Below are 26,538 nucleotides of genomic sequence, written 5' to 3'. Positions count from 1 at the left end.
CACATCTCCTTACATACCCAGTTTTTCAAAAATTTTGCCCAGCTTCTCTTCAAGCGTGGCGGCCGTAAACGGCTTAACGACATAGCCGCTTGCACCCGCCTGAGCGGCAGCAATGATGTTTTCTTTTTTCGCTTCAGCCGTCACCATCAACACAGGCAGACTGGCCATGGCCGCATCTGCGCGAATGGTCTGCAGCAGTTGCAGGCCATCCATGTTAGGCATGTTCCAGTCGGAGATAACGAAATCGAAACCACCTGCCTTGAGTTTGGTTAACGCATCGACGCCGTCTTCCGCTTCTTCTACGTTATTGAAGCCCAGCTCTTTCAGCAGGTTACGGACAATACGACGCATCGTATTGAAGTCGTCCACCACTAAAAAGCGCATATTTTTGTCAGCCATATCTACTCCTGTGTTATCTCGCCCGGCAGGACGGGCCTGTTAAATACGCAATGCCTGTCCGGCGCTAATTTTCGCCAGCATGTGCTGGCTGATGTTGCTTAAATCCACTACTTCGCTCACACCGCCGCTGGCTATCGCCTCGCGTGGCATGCCAAAAACGACACAACTTGCTTCATTTTGCGCGATGGTCCAGGCGCCGGCACGATGCATTTCCAGCATGCCTGCTGCCCCATCGTTACCCATACCGGTCAGGATCACGCCAACGGCATTTCGCCCGGCGTTGATCGCCACCGATTTAAACAACACATCGACTGACGGTTTATGACGGTTAACTGGCGGACCGTCGTTCAGTTTCACGACATAATTCGCACCACTGCGACCCAGCTCCATGTGCATCGCGCCGGGCGCGATATAAGCATGGCCAGGAAGAATACGCTCACCATCTTCGGCCTCTTTCACCGTAATCTGGCAGAGCTTGTTTAGCCGCTCGGCAAACGAACGGGTAAATCCCGGTGGCATATGTTGCGTAATCAGCAGCGCAGGGCTGGTGGCCGGTAGCGGCTGCAATACGTGGCGGATGGCTTCTGTACCGCCCGTAGATGAACCAATCGCAATCAGCTTTTCACTACTCAGCAGCGGACCGGCTTTCAGCGTGACCGGGGCAGGCATGGTGGTGCGCACATGCAGACGTGCCCGGGCAGCCGCGCGAATTTTATCGCCAATCATCTGGCTGTAAGCCAGCATACCTTCACGAATGCCTAGCTGTGGTTTGGTCACGAAATCCACCGCACCGAGCTCGAGCGCGCGCAGCGTGATTTCTGAACCCTGCCCCGTCAGTGATGACACCATCACGACCGGCATCGGGCGAAGACGCATCAGTTTTTCAAGAAAATCCAGTCCATCCATGCGCGGCATTTCAACATCCAGCGTCAACACCTGCGGATTAAACTGTTTAATTAAATCGCGGGCCACTAATGGATCCGGGGCCGTCGCCACCATTTCCATATCAGGATGACTGTTGATGATTTCTGTCATCAGTTGCCGCATCAGCGCAGAGTCATCCACGCACATCACGGTAATTTTGCTCATCATCTTTCCTTCGTCAGTCCATAAACGGTTTGCCCACGCAGCCAGAACTCTTTACTAATCTGGCTAAAGTTTTCTGAGTGTCCGGCGAACAGGATGCCGCCAGGCTTAAGCAGTGGAACAAAACGACGTAGAATTTTTTCTTGTGTTTCTTTATCGAAATAGATCATTACGTTACGGCAGAAAATGGCATCGAACGGACCCGGCAGGTTCCAGTCGTTGGCCAGCAAATTCAGCTGACTGAAATTCACCATATTCGCCAGTTCGGGGCGCACACGCACCATGCCAGCATGCGGGCCCGTACCCCGTAAAAAGAAACGTTGTAGCTGTGCAGGCGACAGCGTCCGTAATTCTTCCTGGCGGTAAACGCCCGCCACGGCTTTTTCCAGAACCTGGGTATCGATATCACTGGCATGGACCTGGAATTTACCGGGTCCGGTTCCCAGCGTTTCGGCCAGGGTAATCGCGATAGAGTAAGGTTCTTCGCCCGTTGAGGCGGCCGTGCTCCAGACGCTGAAATTGCCCTGACGTTTACGTGCATGTTCCGCCAGGATAGGAAAATGGTGCGCCTCGCGGAAAAAAGCGGTCAGGTTAGTGGTCAGAGCGTTGATAAACGCCTGCCACTCAGCACTGTTAGGATCGTTCTCCAGCAGGGCCAGGTAGCGACCAAAATCATCAATATTCAGCGTGCGCAGACGACGTACCAGACGGTTGTAAACCATCTCGCGCTTATGATCGGCCAGCACGATACCCGCGCGCTGATAGATGAGCTGGCTGATACGGCGAAAATGGGTATCGGAGAGGGGCAGCCGCTGCACCATCTGTGAGAGCAGCGTTGTCGCCTCTGGTTGATCTAATAACGTCGATTTCTTCATCTTTGCACCTGGCCTGAACTACACCTGTTAAACGTCTGCTGCTATGCCCAGCCGCACATCAGCGGTTGGGCCATCCAGGCAATTAGAAGGTTTCCCAGTTCTCATCACTGCGTGATGAGGGTTGGCGAATGCCCTCTGACGGACTTTCTAAACGTAAACTTTTTGCCGCCGTTGTCTTGTTAACGGCCTGCGTGACAATTTCTTTACCAATATTGAAGACAGAAACCGCTTGTTTTAAGTTGCTGGCCTGATCTTCCAGTGCCGCAGCGGCGGCGGCCGACTCTTCAACCAGCGAGGCGTTCTGCTGTGTCACGCGATCCATCTCGGTCACGGCCAGGCCAACCTGGTCGATGCCACGGCTCTGTTCGTCTGAAGCAGAGGCAATCTCTCCCATGATGTCGGTGACGCGTGTGACGGCGCTGACGATTTCGTTCATGGTATCGCCTGCGCTTTCAACCAGGACTGAACCGGTATTCACACGACTGACGGAGTCCTCAATCAGCCCTTTAATCTCTTTCGCCGCCTGTGCACTGCGCTGTGCAAGATTGCGCACCTCACCGGCAACCACCGCAAAGCCACGGCCCTGCTCACCTGCGCGTGCCGCTTCCACGGCCGCATTCAGTGCCAGGATATTGGTCTGGAAAGCAATGCCATCAATCACGCTGGTGATATCGGCAATTTTTCTGGAACTGCCCGCAATTTCTTTCATCGTGGTCACGACACCGTCCACCACTTTGCCGCCCTGCTGTGCGGTTTCAGAGGCATTCAGCGCCAGCGTCGACGCCTGACGGGCGTTTTCAGCATTTTGCTTCACGGTCGCGGTAAGCTGTTCCATGCTGGCAGCGGTTTGCTCCAGCGAAGCCGCCTGCTGCTCTGTTCGCGACGACAGATCGTTATTCCCTACGGCAATTTCGCTGGCGCCGGTATAGATCGCATCGGCCCCATCACGGACGGTGCTGACCGTACGGACCAGTTCACGTTGCATCTCCTGCAGAGACGTCAGCAAATCGCCAATTTCATTACGTACGGTAATGGCGATAGGCTGCGTCAGGTCACCCCGTGCGATATGCTGGATATGATCGATGCTCTGTTTTAAAGGGCGAATCAGCAGGCTGCGCATAAGATTCCACACCAGCACGATCACCAGCAGCGTAACGACCAGCGTCCCCGCAACCAGCATAATCATGCGCTGATAAGCGGCATTATTGGCATCGATGCCTTTCTGGCTCAGTACCAGGTTGTAGTTAAGCCAGTCGTCATAATCTTTTTGGAATTTGTCCTGATAACTTTGTGTCGGCTGATCAACAAACCCTTTAAAGTTGCCGTTGCCCAGAAACACAATCAGTTCTGCCAGACCATCGTGGAATTGTTTGTAATTGGCCTGTAGCGTCAGCACGTTAGCCGCACTTTTTCCTTTCTCTGACAGGTTGGCATTGAATAATTCATAGCCCTTTTCAGCCTGTTTCAGCTCACTGTCAGCCAGCGCCACCAGCTCTTTTACGGTGGCTCCCGAACCTGCCATCTGCCCATCCTGCAAATAACGAATGCCCGCACGGTTTAAGGTATTACGTGCCTGGACAAGCGCAACCCATGACGTTCCCATGGCGCGTTGCAAGGTGCTAAGACGCTGGTTATAAGCAAAGTTTTCTTTATCTTCCGTAACCGTTTTGAAAAATACCCCACCCGAGAAAACCTGCAGCAAGGCAAAAAGCCCCAGTACACACAGGAGGCCGGTGACAACGCGTACTCGACTAAACATAGAAACCTCATTCATTAGCAATTCGATTCTGTTTATCGGCCCGCGCAGGCGGAACTTTACTGACAGCGTGAATTGATCATCACGCTGGCAGTAAAAACTGTCAGAACGCTTAAGTACGGGAGATTTTGAAGACGGAAACGGCCTGGGACAGTGAGCTCGCCTGTTGCTCCAGCGCGGCGGCGGCGGCGGCAGATTCTTCCACCAGCGAGGCGTTCTGTTGCGTCACGCGATCCATTTCTGTCACCGCCTGCCCCACCTGATCGATACCGCGGCTTTGTTCATCCGATGCCGAGGCAATTTCACCCATGATGTCGGTCACGCGGGTGACGGCACCCACAATATTATTCATGGTGCTGCCCGCGCTCTCGACCTGCTGCGAACCACTGTCAACGCGGGCAACAGAATCTTCAATCAGCCCTTTAATCTCTTTGGCAGCCTGCGCACTGCGCTGCGCCAGGCTACGTACTTCGCCGGCGACAACCGCGAAGCCACGGCCCTGCTCGCCTGCACGCGCCGCTTCGACGGCGGCGTTCAACGCCAGGATATTCGTCTGGAAAGCAATACCATCGATCACACTGATAATGTCAGCGATTTTCTTAGAACTGTCTGCAATTTCTTTCATTGTGCTGACGACGCCATCCACAACTTTGCCACCCTGCAAGGCGGTTTCAGATGCGGTATGGGCGAGTTGTGAAGCCTGACGCGCATTATCCGCATTTTGTTTCACCGTGGCGGTCAGTTGCTCCATGCTGGCGGCGGTCTGCTCAAGCGAGGCCGCCTGCTCTTCCGTGCGTGCGGACAAATCGTTATTGCCCGCGGCGATTTCGCTGGCACCCGTAAAGATCGCATCGCAACCGCTGCGGACTTCACCCACCGTTGTCACCAGAGATTGTTGCATCTCACGGATCCCGGCGGCCAGTTGGCTCATCTCATTACGGCCTTCTACCTTCACTGGCTGCGTCAGATCACCGGAGGCAATCGTGCGGATATCCACCAGCAGACGTTGCAGGGGATAAATCAGCACCTGGCGCAGGCCAAACCAGCAACCGATGATCACCACGACCACCAGGGCGCCGACCATGCCCAGCAACCACATCATCTGAGTAAAGGCTTGCTGGTTTTGTTCTGCACCGTGGGAAGACAGCTCGCTCTGCTTAAGACGCCAGGCCGTATAGGTGGCCTGCATGGCCTGTTGCTTCTGTTCAATGTTCTGTTTGAACATGCCTTCCAGATCTTTGGCTTTCAGGCTGGCGATCATCCCGCGCAGACCGGTCAGATAGGCGGCAAAATGGTTTTGTAACTGATCGCGCATTTCGGTATCCGCGCCTGGCGTTTCCGGAATGGCATTAAACTCGGCAAGATACTGCTCACCTTTATTGGCTTCGCTAATGGCTTTGTCCGTCAGGCTGTCCAGCTGACCGCCGTTCATTTGCGATGCCAGACTGGTTTGTAACCGCAACATGGCGCGGTTGAGCGTAGTACGTGACTGGTTCAGAGCCATATAGGCATCCGTCATGGCCGCCACGTTGCGTGTTGAAATCTGCGACAAGGCAAACGCCGCTTTATCATTATTGAGCGCTGACCAAAACAGGCTGCCTGACAGCAGTTGCAGGGCACCGAAAAGCATCAGTACCGTAATCAGACTGGTCACCACTTTTATCCGTTTTAACATCTTTTTCCCCGACTAAATAAGTAACGTGCAGGGGCTGTATCGGCGGCAACGCAGGATGTTTTAGCCATTCCGCTTTTAAAAAGGGGTTCAAATGACTTTTGTAATTATTGAAACCAGAGCAATATGCTAATCCTGGAGCAGGATCACAGACAGCGTGTTTTTTGAAAGGTCGACGGGTGAAGGAAAGGCGGTGATGACAGGTTCGGCGTGCAGAATAACAACACGGGCCAGCGTTGGCTGGCCCGTGTTTAACGATTACGCGGTACGCAGGTTGTCGACCAGCGCCATCTCTTCGCTGCTCAGCAGCTTTTCGATGTCGACCAGAATCAACATGCGCTCGCCCAGTGCACCCAGACCTGTCAGGTACTCTGTTGACATAGTCACAGCGAACTCAGGTGAAGGACGGATCTGTTCCTGCGTCAGCGACAGGACATCCGACACACCGTCAACCACGATACCGACGACGCGGTTTTCGAGATTCAGCACGATCACCACGGTATTTTCGTTGTACTCAACGTCTGGCTGTGAAAACTTCACGCGCAAATCGATAATTGGCACGATAACGCCGCGCAGGTTTGTCACGCCGCGAATAAAATCAGGCGTGTTGGCAATGCGGGTTACCTGATCGTAACCACGAATTTCCTGAACCTTCAGAATATCGATGCCGTACTCTTCATCACCCAGCGTGAAGACCAGGAACTCCTGTCCAACGGTTTCGCCAGCAATTTTTGTCACGGTTGCCATTCCACTCATGTTATTTACCCTTTCGTTATCAATCAGGCGGCAGCGCCGGCCACACGTTTTTCACGGTTAAGTGATTGCAACGCCGAAACGTCCACAATCAGCGCCACGCTGCCATCGCCGAGGATGGTAGCGGCTGAAATACCTGGAACTTTGCGATAGTTGCTTTCCAGGTTTTTGACCACAACCTGGTGCTGACCGATTAACTGGTCCACCAGCAAAGCGTAACGCTTGCCCGCGCTCTGCAGAATCACCACAATGCCCTGCGTCGCTTCGGTTTTCGCCTCTTTCACGTCAAAGACGTTCCACAGTTCAACCAGTGGCAGGTATTCGCCGCGCACCTCCAGAACACATTCGCCGCCCGCCAGGGGTTTCAGCTCTTCAGCACGCGGCTGTAACGATTCCATCACCGCATTCAGCGGCAGAATAAAGACTTCGTTCGCTACGCGCACTGACATGCCGTCCAGAATCGCCAGCGTCAGCGGCAGCAGAATACGGATGGTGGTGCCTTTGCCTTGTTTTGAGGCAATTTCAACATGGCCACCCATTTCCTGAATGTTACGTTTCACCACATCCATGCCCACACCGCGGCCAGATACGTCGGTGACCTGCTCTGCCGTTGAGAAACCTGGCGCGAAAATCAACATGCCGACTTCTTCATCGCTCATGTTTTCATGCACCGGCAGGCCCGATGACAGAGCTTTTGCCAGGATACGTTCGCGGTTAAGGCCCGCACCGTCATCTGACACTTCGATACAGATGTTGCCGCCCTGGTGTTCTGCTGACAGCGTCAGATTACCTGTGGCAACCTTACCTGCCGCAATACGTTTTTCCGGGGTTTCGATGCCGTGGTCAAGACTGTTACGCACCAGGTGCGTTAACGGATCGATGATACGTTCGATCAGACTCTTATCGAGTTCCGTCGAGCTACCCAGTAACGTCAGTTCAACTTCTTTGCCCAGCTTGCTGGCCAAATCACGCACCAGACGTGGGAAGCGACTGAAGACGTACTCCATAGGCATCATACGAATCGACATCACAGATTCTTGCAGGTCACGCGCATTACGCTCAAGCTGCCCCATGCTGTTCAACAGTTCGCCGTGCGCGACCGGGTCCAGTTCACCTGAACGTTGTGCCAGCATTGACTGGGTAATCACCAGTTCACCCACCAGGTTAATCAGCTGATCGACCTTCTCAACCGCAACACGGATGCTGCTTGATTCGCTGGTCTTCGCGGGCGCGGCAGCGCGTTTGCTTTCGCGTTTCACCGCGGCAACCGGCAATTCGGTCACGGTCGCAGTCTGAACATCGGCAACCGCAGGCGCATCCACGCTTTCGGCTACCGCCGCGGCAGCGTCAGCACCCGGGAAGCGAATCTGCGCTTCATCAATAACGAAACACAGCACAGCAATAATGTCGTCTTTGCCTACGCCGGTAATGTGGCACTCAAGCGTATTGCTGCCTTTCTTCACGTTGCTGAGCGTGCCAAGATTACCCAGCTCTTCCAGCATCAGGTCGATATCTTTTTCTTTCAGGTCGACCAACTGCAGGTGAACACCTTCAGCATCAGAGGGGGCGGATTCTGCCTGACTGACAGGCGTTTCAAGCGCAACCACGACCGGTGCTTCAACCGGCTGACCTTTCGCCTCTAACGCCAGCTGGCGTAATGCTTCACAGATATACTTGAAGCTTTCCGCGTTAGGCTCTTGCGCGGTTTTATAAGCATCTAGCTGTTCCTGCATAATATCTTTAGTTTCCAAAAACAGATTGATGATGTCGGTGCTGAGCTGCATCTCGCCGCGACGAGCACCATCCAGAATGTTTTCCAGGATGTGGGTTGTTTCCTGTAAAACCGTAAAACCAAAGGTTCCGGCTCCGCCTTTAATCGAGTGGGCGGCGCGGAAGATGGCGTTAAGCTGTTCAGAGTCTGGCTCCTGGGGATCGAGTCCCAACAGGTGTTGCTCCATATCCGCTAACAGCTCATCGGCTTCATCAAAAAACGTCTGGTAAAAATCGCTGATGTCCATGCTCACGGGAATCACCTCGGCTGTGAGGGGGCTGCTGTATTCACCGCACCTGCCGAAGACGCTGGCGGTGCGGAGGTTGTTTTCGTTGCATCCGCCGGTAGGGCTGACGGTGCAGGCGTTATTGTTGTTACCGCACGAACCGAAGAGGCTGACGATGCGGAGGCTGCTGTTTTCACCGCGCTCGTCGATGACGCTGACGAGGCGGCGGTCGCGGCTTTCTCTGCGCTCGTCGATGCGGCTGACGGTGCGGAGTTCGCTGTTTTCACTGCATCCGCCGACGTGGCAGTTGCAGGTTTGGAAGATGTTTTATCAGCCGCATTACTGCCGGGTGCTGACGGCGCGGTCACTTTTTCTAAGGCAGAGGGATCGCTAATCTGAACCGCGTCACTTTCTGCGTTCTCTTTCTCAATCGCGGCTTCGGTATCATGGTTCAACACCAGCAAACTGATACGACGGTTAACGGCATCATCGCCGCCGCGATTTTTCAGTTTCATGGTATCCGCCATGCCGACGATACGCAGAATCTTTCCACCATCCAGCCCACCAATCACCAGTTCACGACGTGACGCATTGGCACGGTCCGCTGACAATTCCCAGTTGCTGTACCCTTTATCACCGGTCGCATACTGAATGTCATCCGTATGGCCCGCGATACTGATACGGTTAGGGATGTCATTCAAAATCGGTGCAATCGCGCGCAAAATATCACGCATATAAGGTTCAACTTCTGCACTGCCGGTCTTGAACATCGGGCGGTTCTGGCTGTCGATGATCTGAATACGCAGCCCTTCATCAACCATATTAATAATCAGGTGCGGACGCAGCGCTTTCAGGCGCGGATCAGCTTCGATTAACTGGTCGAGCTTTTCACGCAGGCGGTTGAGGCGAATTTCATCCAGCTTGCGTTTCTGCGCATCCATATCCACAACCTTTTTGACTTCACCTTCTTTCTTCGTAGCATCGTCTCCTCCGCCTGGGATCGGGCTGCTACTGTCGCTACTTCTCTGTCCACCCGTCAGCGCCACTTTTAAGGGCGTCTGAAAATACTCTGCTATCTGGATAAGCTGTTGTGGGCTGGCGATCGACAGCAGCCACATCACCATAAAAAATGCCATCATCGCCGTCATAAAGTCGGCATAGGCGATTTTCCATGAGCCATGTCCTCCTTCATGTTTTTTATGTTTGCGCTTTCTAATCAGCACAATTGGGCGATTGCCATGTTTCATGAGGTCTGATCCGAAGTCTGTTTAGCCGGGTTCTTCGCGTTGCGAACGTGTTCTTCCAGTTCGCTGAACGATGGACGCTCAGCTGAATAAAGCGTTTTACGACCAAACTCGACGGCGATCTGCGGTGCATAACCGTTCAGGCTGGAAAGCAATGTCACTTTCACACACTGCATCATCTTGGTCGTTTCAGCACACTTCTGACGTAATACCGACGCCAGAGGCGAAATAAAACCGTATGCCAGTAAAATCCCGAGGAACGTTCCCACCATGGCATGTGCCACCAGTGCGCCCAGCTCGGCGGCTGGACGGTCAGCTGACGCCAGGGCATGAACCACGCCCATTACCGCCGCAACGATACCGAAAGCGGGCAGGCCATCGCCGACGGCAGCGATACTTTGTGCCGGCACTTCACACTCGTGTTCATAGGTTTCAATCTCTTCATCCATCAATGCTTCGATTTCGAAAGCATTCATGTTGCCGCTCACCATCAGGCGTAAATAATCGGTGATGAAGTCGACTAACTGTTTATCGGCTAAGATGCGGGGATAATTAGCAAAAATTTCACTCTGGGCGGGATCTTCAATATCACGCTCAAGCGATAACATGCCTTGCTGGCGAGATTTCGCCATCAGCCGGTAAAGCAGTGCCATGAGATCCATGTACACCGCTTTGTTGTATTTCGAGCCGCGGAACAGGAGCGGCAGAGCTTTGAGGGTCTTCTTGATCGATTTACCGTTGTTGCCCACCAGAAACGCGCCGACGCCCGCCCCGGCGATCATCAGCAGTTCTGCAGGCTGGTAAAGCGCGCCAAGATGGCCGCCCACTAAAGCGTATCCGCCCAACACGGAACCTAATACAACGATGTAACCTAAAATTATCAGCACAGAAAAATCCTTACGTCCGTAACGTGTTGGTCGACGTTAAGCCAGAGAAACCGGAGATGTTCACCCTGTGGAGGCAAAAAAAAAGCAGCGGGATTAACCGCTGCTGGATGACTTCCACATTGCGAACAAATTTAAACGGCGTGTTTAACCTGTTCATCCAGCAGTTGTGGAAAGATATCGGCAGTATCTGCAGAAAGTTTACGTCTTTTTACGGCACGTGATGGTGGCTGGCACAGGCTGCAGACAAAGCTGCCAACAGGCTGATGTGCATGATTAATAAAGCTGCCGCTGCAGCATTTACAATCTGATAATTCCAGCATACCGCTTTCAACGAATCGCACCAGGGTCCAGGCGCGTGTTAGCGCCAACAGCGGGCCCTCGTCCGATTGCGGGCACTGCTCGAGATAAAGGCGGTAGGCTTTAATCACCGCATCAATCCCTTTGCTCAAACCGGTTTTCAGTAAAAACGTCCAGGCATTACAGAACATTGAGGCATGAATGTTCTGTTCCCAGGTCATGAACCAGTCAGTCGAGAATGGCAACATACCTTTAGGGGGTGGACTGCCACGCAACTCTTTATAGAGTTTGATCAAGCGACCGCGGCTCAGCTGCGTCTCGCTCTCCAGCATTTGTAAGCGCGCACCCAGTGTGATCAGCTCCATAGCGAGCTGAATATCACGCGCTTCCTGAACAATACTTTTCTCACCCATTATACCGCCCTCTTTTTAGTAGGCGCGGCGTCTTTCGACGCACTGCGTAATAAACGGCTGGATAAAAGAATCCCGGTATGGATTTGTTGTAAATCATCCACACGTGATTCCTGCGTCAGGCGATTAATAACGGTGCTATCGGTGAAACGAAACTGACACACAAGTTGGTTGGTCTCAGCTAATTTCACCATTTCAGGTAAGGTTAATTCAGACAATGCGTCAGCCATCTTTTCATCGATCCCGAGGCGAAACATCGCAGAAGCTTTTTCCTGGTTAATTAATCGCTGCGCGAGCAGTAAATATGACAAGTTGATATCGTAAATATGTTTTAGTAATTCAGATGTACCCATTTTTCCATCCTGAGAGACGCGACGTAACTTACCGCAGATGACATCTCTGCGTATCGAGCTGCTGGTTGGTAAATCTAAAGATGGCAAAATAATTAAACATAAAAAGCAATGGTTCTGAGTTCTGCTTCTTTTTGCGACCCTGTCTGTCCGGTCAGAAGTCAATCTTTTCAGTCCACCTTATTCTTAAGTCGATAACCTTCTTCCCTGAGGCTTGCTTGCTTTTTTTAAGACTAATCCGAAAACAAGGCAAATCTATATCGGATGATCCTTACATACAACGACAGTTCGGTGAAATTTTAGATAAAGTGTGACGCAGATCACACTTTTGCCTCTATTTTCTTCAGTAACGCTTTATTATCCCTTCCTCACTGTCTGTTTTTTGCGCAATTTGACGTTTTTTTTACAGGGATTTGTCCTGAGCTGGACTTAATTGGCTACAAAAATCAGGGATGATTCTGTAAGGCAGGCAGAATTCCTGTTTATCTCAATGAATGGAATTTGCACCCTATTTAGAACCAGCCAAAACCATAAAACCAGTGGAATATGCTACCCATGGCGCGCATTATTTGTATTTAAATTAGTCAGTTAGGTGATAAGACAAAAAGAAGGGAAAACAGGGGCAGAAGGCCGACAATTCTGATTACGCGCTTTCTGACAATCCGTCGTAAAGGCTGAAAGCAACCCGTTTAGAGAGCGTACACCGATGTAACAAGGAGTTACATTAAGGATATGAATGAATTGCAGGCAGGAGAGTTTTATGCATTTTAACTATCGGCAGGAACGAAGAGAACTTTAGCTTAAACAGGTAAAGAAAGTGAATGGCGGTGTTAATTGCACATTTTTACGCCACTTTGCCGTCAGACGGACGCCTGGCGACGCAAAAGCGCTTTTGAGTTAGGGGACAATCATTAGCAACAGCGTGTATGCAAAAGCGGCGGGATGTAACGCACAGCAAGCCTTCCCTGGCTTGCTCTGCTGTCAGGCGAGTTTCGGAAAGGTGGCAACCTTGTTTGCCATGCCGTGATCGGCACTCCGCGGGGCAATCTTCTCAAGATCACGCAGGAAGTTTTCGCGCCATGCGGTGATGTCGTTTTTACGCAGTACCGCCATCATATCGTTATAGCGTGAGATACGCTCGGTACGGGGCATGGTAATCGCTTTATCCAGCGCCGCGGCCACTTCATCGCGGTCATAAGGGTTCACGATAAGCGCGGACGTCAGCTCGTTAGCCGCACCGGCAAAACGGGACAGTACCAGCACACCCGGATCGTCCGGGTCCTGCGCCGCCACATACTCCTTCGCCACCAGGTTCATCCCGTCACGCAACGGCGTCACTAAGCCGACATCCGTTAAACGGAAAATTTTCATCAATAAACGACGGTCAAAGTGCTGGTTAAGATAATAGAGTGGCGTCCAGCCCAGGGTGCCGTATTTCCCGTTGATGCGCCCTGCCTCGGTTTCTAACTGATGACGAATATCCTGATAGGCCTGCACATCGCCACGAGACGTTGGCGCAATCTGCGAGTAACGAATCTTGCCGTGATGCTGCGGGTAGTTTTCCAGCAGCGCTTCATACGCCAGGAAGCGTTCCGGCAGGCCTTTCGAGTAATCCAGACGTTCGCAGGCAATGATATTGCGCACATCGCCCAGCTCTTTCTTCATCGCCGCCATTTTGGGTGGCAATGGCCCTTCAGCCATCTCCTTAATGCTGTCAGGTTCAATCCCTATCGGGTAAACCTCCGTCATAAAAGTATTGCCATAGGCGCGATGTTTTTTGTCACCTTTATTCTGCAACTGCGTCAGCTGGCTCACACTGTCGAGGAAGGCGACGCGATCAGATTCCGTCTGGAATCCTAACAGATCGTATTCGCACAACATTTCCAGCAGTTCTCTGTGCGGCGGCAGCGCATTGAAAATTTCGGGCGTCGGGAAAGGAATATGCAGGAAGAAACCGATGCGGTTGTTGATGCCTGCCCGGCGCAGCGCGGCGGCAAACGGCAGGAAGTGGTAGTCATGAATCCACAGAATGTCGTCAGGCTTGATCAGCGGTTTCAGCCGCTGCGCGACGGCATCATTAACTTCGCAGTATCCTTCCCAGGCTTCACGCTGGAACTGCACCAGATCTAAACGGTAATGGAAAGCAGGCCAGATAACGGTATTAGAAAACTGACAATAATAGAGATCGTACTCGTTCTGGCTCAGCGGGAAGGAGGCATATTCAATACCATCATGCTCCGTTACCGATACCGGGTTTTCTTCCTCACCCGAAAATTCACTTATCTCACCGTTCCAGCCAAACCACAGTCCACCCGTGCTTTTCAGCGCATCCAGGATGCCAACGGCAAGGCCGCCCGCGCTGGTTTTGTTCCCATTTGGCATGGCGATACGGTTAGATACAACAACTAAACGACTCATAACCTAAACTCCTTACCAACGTTATCTTGCTCTAATTGTAATCGTGTTCTTTCCAGCCAGGCATAGACATCCGTAACGTCATGTAAACGATAACGTGCCTGGCTTTCGCCTTCTCCCACTTTCACGGAAATCCCGTGCATGGCATTGACGGCGGCAAAGCCTTTCTCATCGGTCAGATCGTCACCGATGAACACCGGAATACGTCCCGCGAACGGGGCTTCCTGCATAAATGCCTGCACAGCCGCGCCTTTATCAATGCCGGTCGGTTTAATTTCAACCACACACTTTCCGGGCTGCAACGTCAGACCCGAGAAACGTTCGACGGCGGCCTGCGCAAGGCGCAATATGTCCTGCTCATGTGCCATCGCCCGACGATAATGGAGGGCAAACGCCATCCCTTTCGCTTCAAGCTGCGTATCTGGCCAGTGGGCCATTTCGGCTTCCAGCATCTGTTTCAGCTGACGTTCAGTCTCTTCGGGCAGTGACACGCGGTGCACCTTGCCCTCCGCGTCACGACGCTCAGCGCCATGCACGCCGGCAGCCGGCGCGTGCAATGGTGCCGCAAGCGCATCCAGTTGCTCAACAGGACGACCTGATATCAGCGCCAGCGCGCCGTGGCATAAAGAAGAGAGGCGTTGCAGCTCTGCTACAACCTGTTCTGGAATGAAAGCGGCATCCGGCTGGGGCTGTATCGCTGCCAGCGTGCCATCAACATCAAAAAAGAAGGCATACAGACCGCCGCTCAATGACGGAAACGAGGCATTACTTTCTGCCGTCTGGGTCACGTGTCTTCTCCTGTAAACGGGTTCATCATCAGGACATCGCAGCAGAGAGCGTTCAGCAAGAGGTCGGCGCAAGGCCGAATGAAGTAAGAAGACTACGCGGTAAAACCCTGCAATTCGGTAACTCTTTCTCCAAAAACATACGCGTTAAGTGCTGAAAAACTCACTGACTGTCGTTGTCGCCCCATAAAGTGTAGACGCAATCCTGTATTCTGCCAGAAATATGCATTTCCTGTGCCAGCCGTCACGCTTAATTCTGCTGCTGGCAATAACGGCGATTACCGGCCTGCTCACGCCGACTTATTTTGCGCCCGCAAAAAAGAAATAAAAATGTAATAAATGGTCCTGTTTAAGGTTTTCCTAATCTTTCTTATCCATACTGTTCACTTATTACCGTCTGACTTTCATTGTTGCGCGTTAATGCGAATGTATTAGCGCAATAATAATGGAGACATTCACTAATGATTCAACCCGGATAAAATAACATTTTTTATTATTCCGCCTTTATATTGATAGTCCGCCCGTCATGTTGCCCTTTCGCATTTGATAAAACGTCTTATTACGGGCTAAGGCATTATGCCGGGCGCGACAAAAAGGGGCAGATTTGCAGCCCTTTATCTCATCTTTAATTAATGTTTCCACTGAGCTAAGTTGAGTGACAACATTCGTCATGTCAGCAACAATCCCGGCATGTTTGCCCAAAGCAGGCACAGCCGACGAAACCGGGACGGCCTGCCTTATCCGCTTGCCGGACAAGGTTGTCAAGGCGAGTTCGCGGACGAGCGACCCGTTATTGCTGTGTCCGGTCATCGGTATTGATACAAAAGAGGTATCCTGTTAAGCGCTTATGAAAATATTAATTGTTGAAGACGATGCTCTGCTGCTGCAAGGCCTTGTTCTGGCGCTGGAAGGCACGGGCTATGTCTGCGATGCGGTTTCAACGGTCCGTTCCGCGGAAGCCCATCTTGCCAGCGGGCTTTACAGTTTGATCGTGCTGGATGTCGGCCTGCCGGATGAGGATGGACTGCACTTTCTGCAGCGTCTTCGCCGTCAGAAGCAGATGCAGCCTGTATTGATTCTTACCGCGCGTGACACGATTGATGAGCGCATCGCCGGGCTGGATGCAGGTGCCGATGACTATCTGATCAAGCCTTTCGCGCTGGATGAACTGCTGGCAAGGATTCGTGCCCTTATCAGACGTCATGTTAACCAGGGGGATACGCGCGTGGAGGTGGGCAACCTGTCGCTGGATATGACACATCGCCAGATTCATCTGGATAACGCCTTGCTTGATCTCACCCCTAAAGAGTTTTCGATTCTGTCTCGCCTGATGCTCAAAGCGGGCCATCCGGTGCACCGCGAATTGCTGTATCAGGATATCTATAATTTTGATAACGAGCCTTCGACCAATACGCTGGAAGTGCATATCCACAACCTGCGTGACAAGATCGGCAAAAGCATGATCAGAACGGTTCGCGGCTTCGGCTATGCCCTGTCCCCCTCCCAAACCGATAACGAGATGCCCGAGACATGAATACTGACCGCACCGGGACGACCATGCGTTTTCGGCTGCTTCTCACGATTGGCCTCATTATGCTGTTTTTCCAGCTCATCAGCGTGGCCTGGCTCTGGCATGAAAGTCAGGAACAGGTGCAATTTTTAGTTGAGGCGCATCTGCAGAACCGCAACATGGACCGGCATGTTCATAAAGAAGTCCGCGAAGCCGTGATGAGTCTTGCCCTGCCCAGTCTGGTGATGATTACGCTGACGCTGCTTCTGTGCTATCAGGCGGTACGCTGGATTACCCGCCCGCTCTATCAGTTGCAGCGTGAACTGGAGAACCGGAGCGAGGTAAACCTGGAACCTATCACCTTTTCCGGATCGGTGCAGGAGATTGACGCTGTTACGCACTCTGTGAATCGCCTTGTCGCACGTCTGACAGACAGTCTGGAACGTGAACGCCTGTTTACGGCCGATGTGGCCCATGAGCTGCGAACGCCGCTGGCAGGTTTACGCTTACATCTTGAGTTGCTACAACGAAATCAGGCCGTCGATACGCAACCTTTATTACATCGTCTGGATCAGATGACAGGAAATGTCGCCCAGTTGCTGCAGCTGACCCGTGCCGGCCAGCAGTTTACCTCGGGCAGCTACCAGCAGGTTGCCCTCATCGATGAAGTGATTGTGCCTATGGAAGCGGAGTTGAGTACGATGCTTGCCGTGCGTCATCAAACGTTAACCCTTGATGTTGAGCACAGCTTCAGGGTGAAGGGCGATGCGATCCTGTTACGAATGCTTCTGCGCAATCTGGTGGAAAACGCCCACCGTTACAGCCCATCTGAAAGCAATATCACCGTGCGGCTTGAAAACACACCAGGCCCGGCGCTGATCGTGGAAGACGAAGGTGACGGCATTGATGAAAGCAGGCGCGGCGAGTTAAGCAAAGCCTTTGTCCGCATGGACACGCGCTATGGTGGCATTGGGCTGGGCCTGAGTATCGTCAGTCGGATTGTGCAGTTACATCATGGCCAGTTTCTGCTGGAAAATCGCCCTGACCGTTCAGGTTGCCTGGCCAGGGTCCTTTTCGCGGTGGACTGATTCAGTTCACAAACCAGCAGGCCAGAAAGCTGATGACAGCGCTGACGGCAAGAATAACGGCAACGTACTCGCTGAATGGGCGTGATACGAAAGAGGTGGCGGTAACAGTCGTGGTTTTCATAGCGTCTCCTGTAGAATCCACCTCAGTATCGCTGCCCTGTGTTAAGGAAACATTAAGCGCTACATTCCCTGTCGCTGCTTAAACCTTCCCGACAGAGTGCCCACCGCTTGCCCTGTTCCCTGCTACGCTAAACGCATTGTGTGACAAAAAGGCCCCACATCAGACGGCGTTTAACGCGGCTCTCTTTACGCTGACGTCTTCAGAGATGTTGAAAATGCCTGACGTCATCCCCACCTCTTTCCTTCAGACCAGACAGGAGTAACATTTATGGCAATCGAATATGCAGTAATCGCAGGCGGCTGTTTCTGGTGTACAGAAGCGGTTTTTAAAGACGTGATTGGCGTTGAGTCAGTCGAAAGCGGTTACACCGGCGGCGAGCGCCCTAATCCGACCTATGAGCAGGTCTGCAGTGGCGCCACCGGTCATGCAGAAGCCATTCGCATTGGCTTTGATCCTGAGAAGGTCAGCTATGGTGATTTGCTGGACATCAGCTTTGCCACGCATGATCCAACACAGCTTAATCGCCAGGGCAACGACATCGGCACTCAGTATCGCTCCGCCATTTTCCCCGAAACACCCGAGCAGGAAGCTGAAGCCCGTGCCGCGATTGCACGCGCTCAGCAGGATCATGATAAACCGATTGTCACAACCATTGAGCCATTAAAGGCCTGGTATCCGGCAGAAGGTTATCATCAGGACTACTGGGAAGGTGCCGGCCAGCGAAACGGCTATTGCATGGCGGTGATTCCCCCTAAACTGCAAAAGCTGCGTAAGAGTTTTGCCAGTCGGGTTAAAACCGCCCAGTAACCGCCTGCCGCTGAGCGGACTTTACACTGCGTAAAAACGGGCGTTTTGTGATTAAAAAACCCGATTTTGCGCAGCCTTAACGCGATTCGTTCAGAGCTTAAGCGAATAGAAAAAAAGAAAAAAATAGTGCTTGACCGTTTCAGGTCGACTCCCTATAGTAGCGCCCCGTTGACCCAGCGCGGTCAGCAACAATTTGCGGTGAGGTGTCCGAGTGGCTGAAGGAGCACGCCTGGAAAGTGTGTATACGGCAACGTATCGGGGGTTCGAATCCCCCTCTCACCGCCACATTCAAAGAAGAGTCCAGACTAATCTCTGGACTTTTTTTTTGCCTGTTCTCCTGAGAGGGGGATGAGAACCCCCGACCGGGGGCGACAAAACGGCAACGCCGTTTTGCATGGCCGCCAGGCCACCCGAAGGGCGAGCGCAGCGAGTGAATCCCCCTCTCACCGCCACATTCAAAGAAGAGTCCAGACTAACCTCTGGACTTTTTTTTTGCCTGTTCTCCTGAGAGGGGGATGAGAACCCCCGACCGGGGGGCGACAAAACGGCAACGCCGTTTTGCAGGGCCGCCAGGCCACCCGAAGGGCGAGCGCAGCGAGTGAATCCCTCTTTATCGTCCTCTGTCGCACCCAATAAAAAAGGCCTGCTGGTTCACCCGCAGGCCCTTAAAGCACTCGCGCTCACGCGTTACTGCTTATCCCGTGCCCACGTCGCGCTGCTGACATTCACCTTCACCGGCAACAGACCGATCTGGGTAAATTTATCGGCCAGCGCCTGCTGTTCGTTAAACACGTTGGGCGTCATACGTTCCGCCCCAAACGGCATGCGGGCCAGCGCGCGCTGCCAGATGGGTACAGGCAACCCCGTGGAGCCGGAAAGGATTTTTGCGGCGTCAGCCTGATGACTGTTTGCCCAGGTGCTCAGCTGACTCAGCGCGTTCAGCACCTGTTTCGCCGTCTCGGGATGACCATCAGCAAATTTGCGGCTGGCCAGGAAAAAGGTGTAATGCGGCACTAAGCCTTCGGCATTTTTCAGCAGGCGCGCATGGGCCGTGGTTTCGACTTCGGCCAGATACGGATCCCAGATAACCCAGGCGTCGACAGCACCGCGCTGGAAGGCGGCCCGGGCATCGGCAGGCGGAAGATAAACCGGCGTAATATCTTTATAGGTCAGCCCCGCCTGCTCCAGCGCAGTCACCAGCAGATAATTAACATCCGATCCTTTGTTCAGCGCCACGCGCTTGCCTTTCAGATCCTTGACACTTTTGATCGAGGAGTCGGCCGGCACCACAATGGCCTCGGTCTGCGGGTTGGCCGGCGAGTGGCCAAGGTAGACCAGATCGGCCTGTGCCGCCTGCGCGAAAACAGGAGGCGCATCGCCGGTGGCCGCCAAATCGATACTGCCTACGTTAAGCCCTTCCAGCATCTGCGGGCCTGCCGGGAACTCCACCCAGCGCACATCAATGCCCTGCTTTTTAAATTCGCTGTCGAGCGTGCCACGGTATTTCAGCAGCGCAAAAATATTCGCTTTCTGGAAACCGATATTCACGACCTGGGGTTTGTCTTCCGCCTGTGCTGTCACGAAGGTGCCAAGTTGAGCGAGCGCAATCAGTGCGCTTATCACTATTTTTCTCATTTTTCTGTCCTGAACGAAGGTGTTGTCAGCGCAACATAACAAATCCGTGCCTGAGGGCTTAATGCGTATAAGTTCTGTCCTTAGCCATAAAACGTCATTGCGGCCAGACTCTGTCCCGGACGTTGATGGCGCGGGGAAACAGACCGAGCGCATAGAAACGATCGGCGATTCTCTGCTGCTCGCGAATAATCGCTAAGTTCATCGCCTGAGTGCGATGACTACGCCGCGCCAGCGCCTGACGTAATGCGCTGTCGGACATGCCCAACTCCTTTGCCAGTAACCCGGCAGCCTCGGCCGGATGGGCATCGATATACTGGCCAGTCTGCTCCAGCGCGGTCATCAACAGGCGCAGTAAATCGGGTGAATGCGTAGCAAACTGGCGATCCGCCAGATAGAACTGATGGTTGCTGACCCGGCCCACGCCATCGGCAATGACGCGCAGTTGATCGCCACGTTCGGCCTCACTCAGTAAAGGGTCCCACATCATCCAGGCATCGACCGCATTCAGGTCGCTGGCGGTTAACGGATATTTCGGTGGGGCATACACAATACGCACGTCGTCCAGCGTCAGGCCTGCTTCATCGAGGATCTGCAGCAGCAAAAAATGGACGTTAGAACCTTTATTCACCGCAATGCGCTTGCCTTTGAGATCGGCAATCGTCGTGATGGCGCTGTGTCTGGCGACCATCAGGGCAACACTTTGCGGCGCAGGCGGTTCCCAGGCCACATAGACCATGGTGCCCTGATCGGCCTGGGCAAACAGGGGCGGAACTTCGCCTGTCGTACCAAAGTCAATTTCCTGATCGCGCAGAGCATGCAGCAACTGTGGCCCCGCAGGAAATTCACTCCACAACACGCGGACATTCTGGCCCACCAACTGCTGCTCAAGATGCTGACGGGCTTTGAGAATGCCAAGATTGCCGAACTTCTGGTAGCCAATACGCAACTCGCGCTCCTGCACCACAGAGTCTGTCAAAGCACGCGATGGCGCGATGACGCTGCTGCGGCGCGGCTTAATGATGCCGCAATGGCCCAGATGGGTGCGCAGGCTGTGACGGCTGATCCCCAACAGCGCTGCCGCCTGGAGCTGATTTCCCTGACTCAGCGCATAGGCATTGCGCACTAAGGATTCAATAATTCTGGGATACAGGGGCGTTTCACTGTGCTGTAGTTGCTGCCGGATAAACTGATCAATCACATCCTGTTCAGGCACCGGTTCAGCCTCAGTCACGTGGCCCAGACGCAGATGCCCGGGGCCAATGAGTGTTTCCTGGCTGAGCAGAACAGCATTATGTAATGTGTTTTCCAGCTCCCGAATATTGCCCGGCCAGGCGTACCGGCTTAACGTCGCGATCGCCTCCTCACTCAGACGCAACTGAGGTCGGCCCAGTCGGCGCGCATAGTGTTGCAGAAAATACGCGGCCAGCACCGGTATATCCTCACGGCGCTCGCGCAGAGGCGGCAGCGCCACGCTGGCCACATTCAGCCGGTAATAGAGATCCTCGCGGAAGCGCCGTTCGGCAATCGCACCGGTCAGGTCGCGGTTCGTGGCGGCAAGCACCCGAACATTTACCTTTATCGCCTGAGATGAACCTACCCGGGTAATCTCTCTCTCCTGCAATACGCGCAACAGTTTTACCTGGAGCGGCAAACTGAGTTCACCGATCTCATCCAGCAGCAGCGTGCCGCCCTGCGCCGCCTCGAACCAGCCACGATGACGTTCCGTGGCACCGGTAAACGCGCCCTTCTCATGCCCAAACAGTTCTGACTCGGCAAGACTTTCCGTCAGTGCGCCGCAGTTCACGGCGACAAAGGGCGCGCGGCGGCGCGGGCTGTGGTGATGCAGATAGCGCGCCATCACCTCTTTACCGGTGCCGGTTTCGCCAATGATTAACACCGTGGCATCCGTGGGTGCCAGGCGATCCAGGATACTTTTGAAGGCCAGAGAAGCCGGGTCAATTAAATCGGGACCAGCGTGTTCCATAGCGAATACCTGCAAAGTGACTGAGCGCTCACGATAACGCTAAGCGTGAAGGGAAACGAGCCACGGGCTGAGCCCCTGTGCTGCAAATGCAGCACTGAAGTTCAACGCCTGCTGCATTTGCAACAGCGCGTACCTGAAAGCTGAAATCATAACGCTATAAATTCAAAGGAAAAAATGACCAGACACAGTTGGCACGTATTCTGCTAATGGCTTTATAACTGAAAGATTGCTTTTCATTTGCCAATTTCAAATATCGTTATAAAGGAATCTGCTAATGTCTGAAAACATTAATCTGTTCTGGTTTTTACCCACCCACGGTGACGGACGTTATCTGGGGACCACCCAGGGCGGAAGAGCGGTCGATCTGCCCTATCTGCAACAGGTCGCCCTGGCGGCAGACAATCTGGGTTTCTACGGCGTACTGATCCCCACGGGTAAAAGTTGTGAAGATTCCTGGCTGGTGGCGGCGGCTCTGGCCCCCATCACTAAACAGCTGCGTTATCTGGTGGCGGTCAGGCCGGGGTTGCAGCCGCCGAGCCTGGCGGCGCGCATGGCGGCAACGCTGGACCGTCTGTCAGACGGGCGCTTACTGATCAATGTGGTGACGGGTGGCGATCCGGTGGAAAATAAAGGCGACGGTATTTTCCTGAGTCATGCCGAACGCTATCAGGTCACGCGGGAGTTCCTGGAGGTCTATTCCCGTTTGCTGAAAGGCGAGAAAGTGGACTTCCACGGTGAACATATTCGTGTGGAGGGCGCTGAAATTCTGTTTCCGCCTGTGCAGGCCGACGGTCCACCGCTCTACTTTGGTGGTTCGTCAGACGATGCGGTCGACGTGGCCGCCAGTCAGGTCGATACTTATCTCACCTGGGGCGAACCCGTTGAGCAGGTTGCCGCCAAACTGGACGTTGTGCGCCAGCGGGCGCAGGAACGTGGCCGGGCGTTGTCCTACGGCATTCGACTGCACGTTATTGTGCGTGAAACCGAAGAGGAAGCCTGGGCAGCAGCCGATAAACTGATAGCTCATCTGGATGATGAAACCATCGCATCCGCTCAGAAGATCTTTGCCCGTATGGATTCGACGGGCCAGGCGCGCATGAGTGCACTGCACGGCGGTTCACGCGAAGGCTTACGCATCGGCCCCAATTTATGGGCAGGCGTCGGACTGGTGCGCGGCGGCGCGGGCACTGCACTGGTCGGCAACCCTCAGCAGGTGGCAGCGCGGATTCGGGAATACCAGGCGCTGGGCATTGATAACTTTATTCTGTCGGGCTATCCGCATCTGGAAGAAGCGCACCGGGTAGCCGAGTTACTGATGCCACTGCTGCCGCTGTCGACGCACGCCGGGAAAGCACAGCGCAGCGTGAATACAGGTCCCTTTGGTGAAACTATCGGTGGCGATCGTCGTCCCGAAAAAAGCGCCAGTGCCAGCTAACAAATGAGGCGGTTTATGTCAGAGCAGCATATTGTCATCGTGGGCGGTGGATTTAGCGGGACAGCGCTGGCCGTGCATCTGGGTCGTCTGGGCCAGACCAGACTGCGTGTCACGCTCATCGAACCCCGGTCGCAGCTGGCGCAGGGCGTTGCCTACTCGACGGCCGATCCGGCTCACCGCCTTAATGTACCCGCGTCACGCATGCAGCTGGCGGGAGAGGAAGAAGGCAGCTTTGATCGCTGGTATCGCGCCTCTGATGCATATGTCAGCGATCCCGCCGCGCGCTGGCACGATGGTCATGTCTATCCTCAGCGCAGGCAGTTTGCCCGTTGGGTCAATGCACAGTTCGAGGCGGCACAACGTGAGTCGCCTGTCGTTCTGGCGCATCTGCAGGATCGCGCTGTGGCTTTCCGGGACGGCACGGTCAGCACCGCCGCCGGCAAACACCTTGCCGCCGACATTGTGGTCCTGGCCGTCAGTCATCCCGCGCCGTCGTTGCCTGGCGCGTTAACCGCACTGGCTGACCATCCCGCCATCATCGCCGATCCCTGGCAGGAGAACGCCCTCGCCTCTGTCGGTCCGGAGGAGCGCATCGCCATTGTGGGCAGCGGTTTAACGATGGCGGATATGGTGGCCACGCTGGATCGCCAGGGGCACCGCGGCCCTGTCACCGTGTTTTCACGCCGTGGACAACTTCCCCGGCCCAATATCAGTCAGCATGACCTCAGCTGGTCGCTTGAAGGGCACCTTGCCAGGCCAGCGGGTGTGCGCTGCTGGTTACGGCGCATCCGCCAGGACATGCGTCAGGCGGCGGCGCGCGGGCTGCCGTGGCAGGTCGTCTTTGATGAGGTTCGTCGGCAGGGCCAGACCCTCTGGCAGAGCCTGCCACTGAATGAGCAACGGCGCTTTCTGCGCCATCTGCGGCCGTGGTGGGATGTGCACCGCTACCGCATTGCGCCACAGGCAGGCCAGGTGCTGAACGCGCGGCAGGAAAACGGATCGTTGCAGGTGATGGCGGCGCGGCTGACGGCGGCAGAGTCCAGCCATTCTGCGGTACGGCTGCATCTGCAAACTCGCTCGGGCGAAGTCGTGACGCGGGAGGTGGATAAGGTGATCGTGACCACCGGCCCGGCGCACGGGAAACTGGTACAACATGATGCCCTGCTACGCCAGTTGTGTGATGACGGCGTCATCCGGCCCGATCCTTTAGCGCTTGGCATTGATGTCAATGCCCTGTCGCAGACGCGAACGGCACAGGGCCACAGCAATTCCCATCTGTATGTGGTCGGTCCCGCGGCACGCGGTCGGTTTGGTGAACTGATGGGCCTGCCGCAGGTGGCAATGCATGCGGAAGCGGTTGCCCGTCAACTGCTAAATCTCACAACCGCTACGCTAAACGAGCGATGTCCCCTTTCACTGACTGACTAATCACTTACCTGTTTATTATCCCCCTAAAAAGTGGGCGGCACCGGCGTGCCGCATCCGCTCAGGAGCCTGCTATGCCTAAACAACGTGAAATCCGCTTAAATGCCTTTGATATGAATTGCGTGGGTCACCAGTCACCCGGCCTGTGGGCGCATCCGCGCGATCGCTCCTGGCAGTACAAAGACCTGGAATACTGGACAGACTTAGCCGTGCTGCTGGAGCGCGGTAAATTTGACGGCCTGTTTATCGCCGATGTACTGGGCATTTATGATGTCTTTAACGGCAACAATGATGCCGCCCTTCGCAGTGCCTCTCAGGTGCCGGTTAACGATCCGCTGGCGCTGATCACCCCAATGGCGATGGTCACTCAGCATCTCGGTTTCGGCCTGACCGCCTCACTTTCGTTTGAACATCCTTATCCGTTTGCGCGCAGGATGTCGACGCTGGACCATCTTACCAAAGGGCGGATTGGCTGGAACATCGTCACCTCCTATCTGGAAAGCGGCGCACGCAATCTGGGCCAGGCCACGCAAACCCGTCATGATGCCCGTTACGATTATGCAGATGAGTATTTGCAGGTGGTTTATAAACTGCTGGAAGGCAGCTGGGAAGACGACGCCGTTATCCGCGACCGGGAGCGCCATATCTTCAGCGATCCGAACAAAGTCCATCCGATCAACCATCAGGGCACCTTTTTCCAGGTGCCGGGCATTCACCTGTGTGAGCCGTCACCACAGCGCACGCCGGTGTTATATCAGGCGGGTGCCTCCAGCCGCGGTAAAGCTTTTGCCGCGCAACATGCCGAGTGCGTGTTTGTTGCCGCGCCGTCTAAGGTACTGCTCAGGAAAACCGTAGCCGATATTCGTCGGCGCGCAGAGGAGGCCGGACGCGATCCGCGCAGCATTCTCATTTTCAATATGCAAACCGTGATCGTGGGCGAGACCGATAAGCTGGCCCAGGCCAAATGGCAGGATTACAAACGTTATGTCAGCCACGAAGGTGCCCTTGCCCTGATTTCCGGCTGGACCGGCATTGACTTTAGTCAGTATCAACCCGATCAGGTGTTTAAACATCTTCATACCGATGCGATTCAGTCTGTTGTAGAGAGCTTCTCGACCGCCGATCCGCAGCGTGAATGGACGGTGCAAAACATGGCCGACTGGGTAGGCATTGGCGGCTTTGGGCCGTTGCTGGTGGGCAGCACCGAAACCGTGGCAGATGAACTACAGAGCTGGGTGGAGGAAACAGACGTTGACGGTTTTAATCTGGCTTATGCCGTTACCCATGAAACCTTTGCTGACGTCGTGAACCTGCTGGTGCCGGAACTGCAAAAACGCGGCGTATATAAGCAGGATTACCAGCCCGGCACGTTACGGGAGAAGCTTTTTGGGCTGGGCGATCGCCTTACTCATCCTCATCCTGGTGCCAGCTACCGACGCACGCCCTCGTCAGCGGGCCTGATCGTCCCTGCTGAAGCCTCATAACATAACGAGACGGCTTCGTTAGCCTGATTCACCCAACCCATACCGGAAGCGTGCCCACGTTTCCGGTCTTTTTCATGCCTGAGAATAAAAAATAACTTATTGAAATTAAAGCATTCCTTATCA

The 26,538-nt window shown here is 54.1% G+C and carries 21 protein-coding genes and 1 tRNA gene; 7 read left to right on the top strand and 15 right to left on the bottom strand.

Annotated features, from left to right (window positions below; all coding sequences use genetic code 11):
- Positions 1 to 9: 9 nt before the first annotated feature.
- The 13 genes from cheY to otsB all read right to left on the bottom strand — a co-directional run bounded on the left by cheY (position 10) and on the right by otsB (position 14,929).
- Positions 10 to 399: a chemotaxis response regulator CheY gene (gene cheY / locus RAC60_RS00245; RefSeq protein WP_006120246.1), complete on the bottom strand. Its 390-nt coding sequence runs from the start codon at positions 397 to 399 to the stop codon at positions 10 to 12.
- Between the two features lie 39 nt (positions 400 to 438).
- Positions 439 to 1,488, bottom strand: coding sequence for a chemotaxis response regulator protein-glutamate methylesterase (locus RAC60_RS00240; RefSeq protein ID WP_006120245.1), 1,050 nt, complete (start codon positions 1,486 to 1,488; stop codon positions 439 to 441).
- Positions 1,488 to 2,360: a protein-glutamate O-methyltransferase CheR gene (gene cheR / locus RAC60_RS00235; RefSeq protein WP_006120244.1), complete on the bottom strand. Its 873-nt coding sequence runs from the start codon at positions 2,358 to 2,360 to the stop codon at positions 1,488 to 1,490. The genes RAC60_RS00240 and cheR overlap by 1 nt, the downstream gene beginning before the upstream one ends.
- Before the next feature lie 82 nt (positions 2,361 to 2,442).
- Complete coding sequence (locus tag RAC60_RS00230) at positions 2,443 to 4,119, bottom strand: methyl-accepting chemotaxis protein (protein ID WP_039343223.1); 1,677 nt, start codon at positions 4,117 to 4,119, stop codon at positions 2,443 to 2,445.
- A gap of 109 nt (positions 4,120 to 4,228) precedes the next feature.
- Complete coding sequence (locus tag RAC60_RS00225) at positions 4,229 to 5,791, bottom strand: methyl-accepting chemotaxis protein (protein ID WP_039343187.1); 1,563 nt, start codon at positions 5,789 to 5,791, stop codon at positions 4,229 to 4,231.
- Between the two features lie 255 nt (positions 5,792 to 6,046).
- Complete coding sequence (gene cheW / locus RAC60_RS00220; protein ID WP_006120241.1) at positions 6,047 to 6,544, bottom strand: chemotaxis protein CheW; 498 nt, start codon at positions 6,542 to 6,544, stop codon at positions 6,047 to 6,049.
- Between the two features lie 23 nt (positions 6,545 to 6,567).
- Complete coding sequence (gene cheA / locus RAC60_RS00215; protein ID WP_205953259.1) at positions 6,568 to 8,559, bottom strand: chemotaxis protein CheA; 1,992 nt, start codon at positions 8,557 to 8,559, stop codon at positions 6,568 to 6,570.
- An 11-nt stretch (positions 8,560 to 8,570) separates the two neighbouring features.
- Entirely contained in the window at positions 8,571 to 9,785 is a 1,215-nt protein-coding gene (gene motB, locus RAC60_RS00210; protein ID WP_375092422.1) for a flagellar motor protein MotB, read from the bottom strand.
- Positions 9,782 to 10,669, bottom strand: a complete 888-nt coding sequence (gene motA, locus RAC60_RS00205; RefSeq protein WP_006120238.1) for a flagellar motor stator protein MotA — start codon at positions 10,667 to 10,669, stop codon at positions 9,782 to 9,784. The genes motB and motA overlap by 4 nt, the downstream gene beginning before the upstream one ends.
- Before the next feature lie 131 nt (positions 10,670 to 10,800).
- Positions 10,801 to 11,379, bottom strand: a complete 579-nt coding sequence (flhC, locus tag RAC60_RS00200; RefSeq protein WP_033742000.1) for a flagellar transcriptional regulator FlhC — start codon at positions 11,377 to 11,379, stop codon at positions 10,801 to 10,803.
- The gene (flhD, locus tag RAC60_RS00195) at positions 11,379 to 11,729 is read right to left on the bottom strand and encodes a flagellar transcriptional regulator FlhD (RefSeq protein WP_006120236.1); all 351 of its coding nucleotides are present in this window, start codon (positions 11,727 to 11,729) and stop codon (positions 11,379 to 11,381) included. The genes flhC and flhD overlap by 1 nt, the downstream gene beginning before the upstream one ends.
- Before the next feature lie 978 nt (positions 11,730 to 12,707).
- The gene (gene otsA / locus RAC60_RS00190; RefSeq protein ID WP_033742002.1) at positions 12,708 to 14,144 is read right to left on the bottom strand and encodes an alpha,alpha-trehalose-phosphate synthase; all 1,437 of its coding nucleotides are present in this window, start codon (positions 14,142 to 14,144) and stop codon (positions 12,708 to 12,710) included.
- Positions 14,141 to 14,929 (bottom strand): trehalose-phosphatase, encoded by a 789-nt coding sequence (otsB, locus tag RAC60_RS00185; RefSeq protein ID WP_375092421.1) that lies wholly within the window; start codon positions 14,927 to 14,929, stop codon positions 14,141 to 14,143. Before otsB ends, otsA begins: the two co-directional genes overlap by 4 nt.
- An 844-nt stretch (positions 14,930 to 15,773) precedes the next feature.
- On the opposite strand from otsB, the gene pmrA reads away from it, so the two are divergent.
- From pmrA to RAC60_RS00165, 4 genes are all read left to right on the top strand, one after another.
- Positions 15,774 to 16,460, top strand: a complete 687-nt coding sequence (gene pmrA, locus RAC60_RS00180; protein WP_033742008.1) for a two-component system response regulator PmrA — start codon at positions 15,774 to 15,776, stop codon at positions 16,458 to 16,460.
- Positions 16,457 to 17,524: a two-component system sensor histidine kinase PmrB gene (gene pmrB, locus RAC60_RS00175; protein ID WP_054687672.1), complete on the top strand. Its 1,068-nt coding sequence runs from the start codon at positions 16,457 to 16,459 to the stop codon at positions 17,522 to 17,524. The genes pmrA and pmrB overlap by 4 nt, the downstream gene beginning before the upstream one ends.
- Positions 17,525 to 17,912: 388 nt before the next feature.
- A complete protein-coding gene (gene msrA / locus RAC60_RS00170; RefSeq protein ID WP_006120229.1) occupies positions 17,913 to 18,452 on the top strand; it encodes a peptide-methionine (S)-S-oxide reductase MsrA in 540 nt (179 codons plus the stop codon).
- 197 nt (positions 18,453 to 18,649) lie between these two features.
- A tRNA-Ser gene (locus tag RAC60_RS00165) sits at positions 18,650 to 18,737 on the top strand.
- A gap of 402 nt (positions 18,738 to 19,139) precedes the next feature.
- Here the strand turns inward: RAC60_RS00165 and RAC60_RS00160 are convergent.
- A complete protein-coding gene (locus RAC60_RS00160) occupies positions 19,140 to 20,087 on the bottom strand; it encodes a sulfonate ABC transporter substrate-binding protein (protein WP_205956512.1) in 948 nt (315 codons plus the stop codon).
- Between the two features lie 94 nt (positions 20,088 to 20,181).
- Positions 20,182 to 22,071 (bottom strand): aliphatic sulfonate ABC transporter substrate-binding protein, encoded by a 1,890-nt coding sequence (locus RAC60_RS00155; RefSeq protein WP_375092420.1) that lies wholly within the window; start codon positions 22,069 to 22,071, stop codon positions 20,182 to 20,184.
- Positions 22,072 to 22,345: 274 nt separating this feature from the next.
- Between RAC60_RS00155 and ssuD the strand changes: the two genes are divergently transcribed.
- The 3 genes from ssuD (at position 22,346) to RAC60_RS00140 (ending at position 26,415) form a co-directional block, all read left to right on the top strand.
- On the top strand, positions 22,346 to 23,506 hold the full coding sequence (ssuD, locus tag RAC60_RS00150) for an FMNH2-dependent alkanesulfonate monooxygenase (RefSeq protein WP_058701489.1): 1,161 nt from the start codon (positions 22,346 to 22,348) through the stop codon (positions 23,504 to 23,506).
- A gap of 15 nt (positions 23,507 to 23,521) precedes the next feature.
- A complete protein-coding gene (locus tag RAC60_RS00145; RefSeq protein WP_375092419.1) occupies positions 23,522 to 24,934 on the top strand; it encodes an FAD/NAD(P)-binding protein in 1,413 nt (470 codons plus the stop codon).
- 71 nt (positions 24,935 to 25,005) lie between these two features.
- Positions 25,006 to 26,415 carry an LLM class flavin-dependent oxidoreductase gene (locus RAC60_RS00140; protein WP_033742023.1) on the top strand — a complete coding sequence of 470 codons (1,410 nt, stop codon included), beginning with the start codon at positions 25,006 to 25,008 and terminating at the stop codon, positions 26,413 to 26,415.
- Positions 26,416 to 26,538 lie beyond the last annotated feature (123 nt).

It is taken from the genome of Pantoea sp. BR_17 (assembly GCF_041955125.1).
GTDB classification, from domain to species: domain Bacteria; phylum Pseudomonadota; class Gammaproteobacteria; order Enterobacterales; family Enterobacteriaceae; genus Pantoea; species Pantoea stewartii.
This window is presented reverse-complemented; position numbering and strand designations above follow the sequence as displayed.